The following is a 6,866-nucleotide window of genomic DNA, read 5'->3' on the forward strand; positions in this document are numbered from 1 at the left end:
GGCATTGCTCCGTGGGCCCGCCGCGATGGGCCATCCATGGCCCTGCGCGGCTATCCCGGCATCCATGCCGGGATGCCCACTACGCAATGCCTGCGCTCGGCCCTTGTGGTTAACGGGGCGCGCAGATCAAAAGCCAAAGCAAAGCAAAGCAAAGCAAAGCAAAAGCGAAAGCGAAGCGGCCTTATAGCCGACCTATCTCTCTCGTCCCTCCCCCGATCCAACTGTGGGAGCGAGCCTGCTCGCGATGGCGTCAGCCAGGACAACCCACGACCCGTGGCGAGGGAGCTTGCTCCCGCTCGGCTGCGCAGCAGTCGCAAAACCGGGCAGTGCGGTAGCCTGGAAAAAGCAGGGGCCTGCTTTGCAGGCCAGCGGGAGCAAGCTCCCTCGCCACGTTGGATTTGGGTTGATTCAAAACTCGAGATCAACCAAAGCCCACGAGGGGGGCGAGGATGTTGTGATCGACACGAACCACTGTGGGAGCGAGCCTGCTCGCGATGGCGTCAGTCCAGACAAGACGCAGGCTAGATCAACCCCTTCTCATCATCATCGATCAGCCGGCTCAACCCGCCCAAGGCTTCCCGCGCCTGGTTGCGGTCCATCAGCTTGGCCTGGGCCGCGGCTGGCAGGTCGGTGACGCGGATCACGCCTTTGCTGGTCAGGACCTGGATCAGGTCGTCGAGGACCCGGATCATTTCCAGGTCGCTCTGCTTGAGCTGCTTGAGGCTGTTTTCTACTGCCTGATTGGCGAACCAATCCTGGATCTCGTGGTTGTCGGCCGGCAGGGTTTCGGTGGCCTCGGTATAGGCGGTGGCTTCCACGCGCACCAGTAGGCCTTGTGCATCGCGTTGCACGTAAAACATCGGGCATCCCTCATGTAGAAAGCAGCGTCATGCCGGGCAGCATAGGCCAACTGTGCGGGAGTATGAACACTTATTGTGGCGAGGGAGCTTGCTCCCGCTGGGGCGCGAAGCGGCCCTGTTTTCAGGGCTGCTTGGCAGGCCAGCGGGAGCAAGCTCCCTCGCCACGGTTTGTGTCAGGTTCAGCTGTTGTTGTGATCGATCTTGATGGTCGGGTCACTGCCGGCAATCAGCGAGTTCAGGTTGACGTTCGACCAGTTGTTGCCTTCGAGCTTGATCGTCACGTCCGGCGCCGCTGCGGCGTTGCCGGTGTTGAACTGGCCGGAGCTGCTGACTTGCAGCGACGACACGCCATCGACCGTACTGATCTTCAGGAAGTGGTCGATGGTGCTGCCGCTTTCGCCCTGCAACAGATCCCGCAGGTCGATCCGGTCGCCGTCAGCGGCCTTGAAATCCTTGATTACATCAGTCCCGGTGTCGCCGGACTTCCAGACAAAGGTGTCGCCACCCAGACCACCGATCAGGGTGTCATTGCCCTGACCGCCAATCAGCGTGTCGTTGCCCGTGCCGCCGAGCAGGATGTCATTGCCTTTGCCGCCGTCGAGCAAATCGTTGCCGCCCTGGCCGAAGATAATGTCATTGCCGCCACCGCCCAACAGCGTGTCGTTGCCATCGTGGGCGCCGGACACATCGAACGCGGTGTAGTGCTCGGTGATGTACTGGTGCACGTTGCTGGTGCTGACCTTGCTGACGTCCACGCCGTTCTGCTGGGCCACGAACGCCTGGATGGCCTGGTAGCCTTCGCCGGCCACGCCGTTGAAACTCACCAGGTCGCCGAACAGGATGTCGTTGCCGCTACCGCCGTTGACCGTATCGGCGCCGGGCATCGTCGCTTCGGTGTGGCCGATGATCGAGTTCGCCAGGTCTTTGGGGTCAATATTGGTTTGTGGCGTCAGGTCCGAGTCGTACGGCTTGAGGTCAGCCAGGGTCACACCATTGTTCAGGCCGATGGCCTCGACGTTGCTCAGACTTTTCAACAGGGTAAAGCTGGCGGTCGAGCCCGATGCGGCCGAGCCGCTGTCGCTCAGGTAGGAGAACTCGAACGTGCCGTTGCCCTCGGCGTGCACCGTGCCGACATAGCTGTCACTCCAGTACTTGCCGTTTTTGGTCGACAGGTACATCTCACCGTCTTCGTAGATGGTGTATTTGTGGGTGCTGTCGATCGTCTGGGTGTAGTACTTGCCGACGGTGTAGTTGGCCGCACTCAGGACGTCATCGAGCTTGACGGTGCCGTACAGCGTCGGGTTCGTCTGTTCGCCGGCCTGGTAGAGGTTCGGCTGGCCGTCGGTGATGAAGTACGTCAGGTTCTTCGCGTCGATATTGTTCTTGGCCAGGGTGCTGTTGAAGAAGTTCGCGGTGGTCTTGAACACGTCTTCGTAGTTGGTACTGCCGCCGGAGACCATCGAGTCGAGCACGGACTTGAGCAGCGTCAGCGCGTTCGGGTCGTTGAGGTTCACCGCAACGGACTTGTTCACCTGGGTGTCGAAATCCGCCAGGAAGATGTTCACCGTCCCGGAGTTGCTGCCCATGCTCTGCTTGAGCGTATTGAACACCGAGGTCAACGAGTTCTTGGCGGCGGTTACGGACGACGAGCTCATGCTGCCGGAGCTGTCGACCATGAAGGCGATGTTGTAGTTGACGCCCGGCACCACGGTCAGGCCGCCAATGTCGGCAACGATGATGTCATTGCCATCGGTGCCAGTCACGGTGTCGTCGGCGGATGTCGCGGTCACGGCGTTGTAGGTCGCCGGGTACACGGTCACCGGGATTTGCGCGGTGCTGGTGGCCGAGCCGCCAAGCGCTTCGGTGGAAGTCGAGGTCACGGTCAAGTTGAACTGGCCGTTGTAGTAGGACGGTGGCGTCAGGGTCAGACTGCCCAGGTTCCAACCGGTGACCGATGCTTCGCCGTTGCTGCCCACGGTCGCGGTATGGCCGGCGCCGTCGCTCAGGACGCTGCCTTCCGGGATGCCGCCGATCTTCACGCTCAGGCTTTCGGAGCCGTCGGTGTCGGTCAGGGCCGTGGTGATCTTCGACAGGTGAACGCTGGTGCCTTCGGCGCCCTCGTTGAGCTTGTAGCCGTCGTAGTAGCCTTCGCCGTTGCTGCCGTGCAGATCGGAGACAGTCACGCCGGCATTCGCCAGGTCGGCCACGCCGGTGTACAGCGGCACGCCGGCACTGCTCAGGTCCACGGGAGCGCTGCCGTTGACCGACAGGTTCACGTCATAGCTGCCTGGGCCGGTCTGGTTGTGGTGGTAGATGTCCAGGGTGTAGTAGCCGCTGGTGGTCGGTGTGAACGAACCGTTCAACTTGCCACCGGCGCCCCAGGTAATCGCCGCCACGTCCTTGCCACCGACGGTCACCAGCAGGCTGTCGTCGCCGGTGCCGCTGAAGGTGTAGGTTTTGCCCGCTTCAAGGTACATCAGGCCCGAGGTTTTCGAGGCGGTGCCCGGGTTCACGTTGCTGTCGGACTGCACGTTGGTCACGGTGCCGCTGCTGTTTGGCGTACCGGCAGCGTCTATCACTGACTTGAGCGTGCCGGACGGCGCGCCGCTGCCATCGGTGCCCAGGCCCGACAGGCCGGTCCAGACTTCCTTGATCAGCCCGGTGGAGGTCACGGCATTGCCGGCCACGTTGAGGCTCGGCGCATCGGCGACCGGAGTGATGTCGATCTTCACGGTACCGGTATTGCCCAGCGTCTGGCCGTCGGTCGGTTGGAAGCTGATCTGGGCGTAGTCGGCCTTCTGGTCGCCCACGCCGGCCGGGTTGCCATTGGCGCCGGATTCGTTGGCGTCAGGGGTGAAGCGCAGCTTGCCGGCGTCGATGTCCGCTTTGGTGAAGGTCTGGTTGTTGGCCACGTCCTTCCAGGTCGCACCGTCCAGGTACTGCAACTTGCCGTCAGCCGGCAGGCCGGTGATTTTCACGCCCAGGTTGGCGGCGGAGCTGTCCACATCACTCACGCCGAAGGTCGACCAGCCGAGCACCAGCGCGGTGTCTTCGGTGCCGGTTACAGCGCCACCGGTAGCCACCGGCGCATCGTTGACTCCGACCACATTCACCGTGGTGGTGGCGGTATTGGAGTAGCTGGTGCCATCGGTCACCGTCACGGTGATGATGCGCGGTACGGTGCTCGGGTCTTCGCTGTTGTTGATGAACGTGATGTTCTTGATCTGCTGCATGTAGTCAGCCAGCGTCGCGTTGCCCGACAGGGTCAGCGTGACCGTGCCGTTGGTGCTGTTGGCGTTGATGCTGATGCCATTGACGCTGTTGCCCAGGTTCAGCGCATCGCCGGGCTGACGGTTGGTCAGCACGATGGTTGCGCCGGTCAGCATGGTGCTGTCCGGGTCGGTGATTTTCAGGTCCGTATCAGCGATGGATACGCCAGGGCCGGCGGTGCCTTCGGTGAAAGTGACCTGGTAATCGGCGCCGGTCTTGCCGCTGGAGTTGTTGGCGTCCAGGTCAAGGACCGGCGCTGCATCGTTGTCGATGATCGAGGTGCTGACGCTGCCGTTGGTGCCGCTGACCGCCAGGTGCTCGAAGTTGCCGCCAGTGGCCGAATCGACCTTGACCACGAAGTTTTCGGTGCCTTCGGTGATCTTGTCGTCCAGCGTCGCCACGTTGAAGGTGGCGCTGGTGGCGTTGGCCGGAATTTTCACGGTATAGACGCCGGTGAAGTCCGAACCGTCGGCGGCGGTGCCGCTGTAGACGATCTTGACCGTGACTTCGGTTTGGGCCGGGTTCGTCAGGCTGACCGTGTACGTGGCGGTCTGGCCTTCGGTGACCGAAGTGCTGCCACTGATGCTGACGGTGGTGTTGTCGACGGTATCGGTAACCGCGGTGACCGCAGGCGTAGTGCTTGGAACCAGGTTCTCGAAGCTGCCGCCGGTAACGGTCTTGATGGTCGCCGAGACATTGCCGGCGTCCAGGTAGACGTCGTCTTTCGGAGCGTCGACCGTGACGGTGCCAGTGGTTTTGCCAGCGTCGATGTGGATGACCGCGCCGTTGCTCAGGGTGACGGTGACAGGCGTACCGGCAGCATTGGTCAGGGTGGCGGTGTAGGTGATCTGGCCACCCTCGGCAACCGTACCGGTGGCGCTGAGGCTCAGGCCGGTGTTGTCCTGGGTATCGGTGACGGTGGTGTCAGCCGTTTTGCCGTCGATCTCCAGTTTTTCGTAGTTGCCGCCTTTGGCGTCGTCAATCTTGACGCTCAGGTTGTCGCCGCCAGCGAGGGCGTCGTTCGGCGTGACGAAGTTGACCGAACCGCTGCTCGCGCCAACCGGGATGGTGATGGTTTGGCCGTTCGACAGGGTGACAACCAGCGGAGCGCCGGTGACCGGAGCGTTGACCGAGGCGGTGTAAACCACCGTTCCACCTTCGGCGACGGTCGAAGTGGCCGACAGGCTCACAGTCGAAGTGTCGATGGTATCGGTGACGTCAGTAACCGCAGGCGTGGTGCTTGGCACCAAGTTCTCGAAGTTACCGCCCGTGGCCTTATCGATGCTGACTTCAACTTTGCCGGCGTCTTTGTAGACGTCGTCCTTCGGCGCATCAACGGTGACGGTGCCAGTGGTTTTGCCAGCGTCGATGTGGATGACCGCGCCGTTGCTCAGGGTAACGGTGACAGGTGTACCGGCGGCGTTGGTCAGGGTCGCGGTGTAGGTGATCTGGCCACCCTCGGCAACCGTACCGGTAGCGCTGAGGCTCAGGCCGGTGTTGTCCTGGGTATCGGTGACGGTGGTGTCAGCCGATTTGCCGTCGATGGCGAGTTTTTCGTAGTTGCCGCCCTTGGCGTCGTCGATCTTGACGCTCAGGTTATCGCCGCCTGCCAACGCATCGTTCGGGGTAACGAAGTTGACCGAGCCGCTGCTTGCGCCAACCGGGATGGTGATGGTTTGGCCGTTCGACAGGGTGACAACCAGCGGAGCGCCGGTAACCGGCGCGTTGACCGAGGCGGTGTAGACGACGGTGCCGCCTTCGGCAACGGTCGAGGTCGCGGTGAGCGAGACGGTGCTGGTGTCGATGGTATCGGTGACGTCAGTGACCGCAGGCGTGGTGCTCGGAACCAGATTCTCGAAGTTACCGCCCGTGGCTTTATCGATGCTGACTTCCACCTTGCCGGCGTCTTTGTAGACGTCGTCCTTCGGCGCATCAACGGTGACGGTGCCGGTGGTTTTGCCGGCGTCGATGTGGATGACCGCGCCGTTGCTCAGAGTAACGGTGACAGGTTTACCGGCAGCATTGGTCAAGGTCGCGGTGTAAACGATCGAGCCGCCTTCAGCGACGGTGTCGGTCGCAGTCAATGTCAGACCGGTAGTGTCCTGAGTATCGGTGACGGTGGTGTCAGCCGACTTGCCGTCGATGGCGAGTTTTTCGTAGTTGCCGCCTTTGGCGTCGTCAATCTTGACGCTCAGGTTATCGCCGCCAGCGAGGGCGTCGTTTGGCGTGACGAAGTTGACCGAACCGCTGCTCGCGCCAACCGGGATGGTGATGGTTTGGCCGTTGGACAGGGTCACGACCAGCGGAGCGCCGGTGACCGGAGCGTTGACCGATGCGGTGTAGACGACGGTGCCGCCTTCGGCAACGGTCGAGGTCGCGGTGAGCGAAACGGTGCTGGTGTCGATGGTGTCAGTGACGTCAGTGACCGCGGGCGTGGTGCTTGGCACCAAGTTCTCGAAGTTACCGCCTGTGGCTTTATCGATGCTGACTTCCACTTTGCCGGCGTCTTTGTAGACGTCGTCCTTCGGCGCATCAACGGTGACGGTGCCGGTGGTTGCACCGGCAGCGATATTGATGACCGCGCCGTTGCTCAGGGTGACGGTGACAGGTGTACCGGCGGCGTTGGTCAAGGTTGCGGTGTAAACGATCGAACCGCCTTCAGCGACGGTGTCGGTCGCAGTCAATGTCAGACCGGTCGTGTCCTGAGTATCGGTGACGGTAGTGTCAGCCGACTTC

General features: G+C 62.2%; 1 protein-coding gene and 1 pseudogene. Both read right to left on the reverse strand.

Annotated elements, in window-relative coordinates:
- Window positions 1-521: 521 nt before the first annotated feature.
- Complete coding sequence (locus tag ACLEJQ_RS25675) at window positions 522-860, reverse strand: tryptophan synthase subunit beta (protein WP_245142578.1); 339 nt, start codon at window positions 858-860, stop codon at window positions 522-524.
- Window positions 861-1,039: 179 nt separating this feature from the next.
- Window positions 1,040-6,866: pseudogene (locus ACLEJQ_RS25680) on the reverse strand (LapA family giant adhesin); the annotation flags it as partial.

Origin of the sequence: Pseudomonas sp. SMV71 (assembly GCF_052042015.1) — a bacterium.
In the GTDB taxonomy this organism is placed as follows: Bacteria; Pseudomonadota; Gammaproteobacteria; order Pseudomonadales; family Pseudomonadaceae; genus Aquipseudomonas.